Source organism: Streptomyces sp. NPDC031466, from assembly GCF_055581265.1.
The window spans coordinates 1-2,696 of record NZ_JBVIJT010000030.1 but is presented as its reverse complement, the minus strand read 5'-3'; the positions used below and the strand labels follow the sequence as shown (position 1 = coordinate 2,696).

Genomic DNA, 2,696 nt, shown 5'->3' with positions numbered 1-2,696 from the left:
TCGCCACCCTCCACCCGCGCCCCATACGCGGCACTCAGATCACGCACCAGGGGCCGCACCGACCAACCGTCGCTCGCGATGTGGTGCACCAGCAGGAGCAGCACATGCTCGTCGGTGTCCAGCTCGAACAACACGCTGCGCAGGGGCAGTTCGTGTTCGAGGTCGAAGGCGTGTCGCGCGGCAGCCGTCAGCCGCGCCCCCAGCTCACCCTCCGCGCAGCGCACCACCGAGAACTCCGGTACGGAAACGCTCACTTCACGGACGATCTGGTACGCGCCCTGCGCGTCCTCGGCGAAGACGGTGCGCAGGCTCTCGTGCCGGGCCACGACATCGCCCACGGCCAGCCGCAACGCCTCCCGGTCCAACCCCCCACTCAACCGCAACGCCAGAGGAACGTTATAGGCCGCGCCCGGACCTTCCAGCTGATGCAAGAACCACAACCGCTGCTGCCCGAACGACAACGGCAACCGCCCCGGACGCACCCCCGCACGCAGAACCGGAACACGACTGTGCGCCGCCCCGTCCAACACCCGGTCCAGCTCCGCCACCGACGGCGCCTCGAACAACTGCCGCACCGACAACTCGGCGTCCAGCACCGACCGCACCCGACCCACCAGACGCGTCGCCAGCAAAGAATGACCGCCCAGAACGAAGAAGTTGTCGTCAATGCCTACCGCTGGGACGCCCAGCACTTCGGCGAACAGGCCGCACAGGATCTCCTCGCGCGGTGACCGTGGTTCCCGCCCTGTCGCCGGTTCCAGCTCGGGTTCCGGCAGTGCCCGGCGGTCCACCTTCCCGTTCGGCGTCAACGGGACCTCATCCAGCACCACCAGCGCGGGAACCATGTAGTCCGGCAGACGCCGACCCACCTCCGCACGCACCGCACCCAGGTCAAGCGGCACACCTTCTTCGGCAACCACACCGGCGACCAGCCGACGGCCCCCCGACACGTCCTCCCGCGCCACCGCAACCGCCCGAGCCACCCCGGCACAACCCGCCAACGCCGCCTCGACCTCACCCAACTCGATACGGAAACCCCGCACCTTGACCTGATCATCCACCCGGCCCAGGAACTCCAGGGCCCCATCCCCGCGCCACCGCACCACATCACCCGTGCGATACATCCGCTCACCCACACCACCAAACGGACACGCCACAAAACGCTCCGCCGTCAAAGCCCTTCGACCCCAGTAGCCGCGAGCCAACTGCGCTCCCGCCACATACAACTCACCCGATACGCCGATCGGGACCGGTCGCAAGCACGCGTCGAGCACGAACACCCGGGTGTTCGCCACCGGCCTGCCGATGGGCGCGGGACGTGACGGGCCGTCGTCCTCGCAGTGCCAGGAGGTCACGTCCACCGATGTCTCGGTCGGCCCGTAGAGGTTGTGCAGTTCGGCGCCGAGAGTGCGGTGGAAGCGTTGTTCGGTGCCGGCGGTGAGTGCCTCACCGCTGCACAGCACGCGCTTCAGTCCGGTGCACGCGGCGGCCGTGGGCTCACGCAGGAAGGCATCCAGCATCGACGGCACGAAGTGCGCGGTCGTGATCCCGGCGGATCGGATGAGCCCCGACAGATAGGCCGGTTCCCGGTGGCCTCCTGGGCGGGCGAGCACCAGTGTCGCTCCGCTCAGCAGGGGCCAGAAGAACTCCCACACCGAGACGTCGAAGCTCGCCGGGGTCTTCTGGAGGACCCGGTCCTGCGAGGTGAGGCGGTATTCGTCCTGCATCCACCGCAGCCGGTTGACGATGCCCCGGTGCGGAACGAGGACGCCCTTGGGCTTGCCGGTCGAGCCCGAGGTGTAGATCAAGTAGGCGGCGTGCGGCGAGGAGACCGGCGCGATCGGTGGCTGTTCCCCGGCGAACGACTCCACTCTCCGTCGCGTCGCGGGGTCGTCCACCACGACGACCGGAAGACCGGCGGGAGCGGCGAGCCCGCTCTTCAGCCGCTCAGTGGTCAGCAATGCCGTGGGCTCCGCGTCGGCGAGCATGAACGCGACGCGCTCGGCCGGATGCTCGGAGTCCACGGGCAGGTAGGCGCCACCCGCCTTGAGCACGGCGAACAGGGCGACGACCAGATCGAGTGACCGCGGGATCGCCACCGCCACCCGGCTCTCGGGGCCGACCCCGAGGGACCCGAGCAGGTGGGCCAGGCGATTGGCGCGCCCGTCCAGCTCTCGGTACGACAGGGTGACACCCTCGAATTCCAGGGCGCAGGCGTCCGGGGTCCTGGCCACCTGCTGTTCGAACAGCACCGAAAGTGATGCCTCGGGCATCTTGGCGGCGGTGTCGTTCCACTCCTCCAGGACCAGCCGCCGCTCCCCCGGCAGCAGCATGTCCACCTGGCTGACGGGAAGGTCCGGCGACTCGACTGTCAGGGCCAGCAACCGCACGAGACGGTCCGCGAGAAGCTGCGCCGACTCCCGGTCGAACCGGTCGGTGCTGAAGTCGAGAACGCCCCGCATACCGCCGTTGTCCCGGCGTTCGCCCAGGTGAAAATTGAGGTCATAGCGTACGGAGCCGGTCTCGACCGGGTGCAGGCTCACGTCCAGGGCACCTGCGGGATACGCCTCCTCCCCCAGGCCCGGCGCCGAGGCGACGTCTGCGTTGTTGAGGGTGAGCATGACCTGGAAGAGGGGGTGGCGGGACAGGGACCGCTCAGGGTTGAGGATCTCCACCAGCCGCTCGAAGGGCAGGTC

Annotated in this window: 1 protein-coding gene; it reads right to left on the bottom strand. The window is 69.0% G+C overall.

Annotation, left to right across the window (positions count from 1 at the left end; all coding sequences use genetic code 11):
- Positions 1-2,675 (bottom strand): amino acid adenylation domain-containing protein (locus ACZ5GP_RS33940; RefSeq protein WP_468754519.1); only part of this gene is annotated, 2,675 nt, incomplete at its 3' end.
- Between the last annotated feature and the right edge of the window lie 21 nt (positions 2,676-2,696).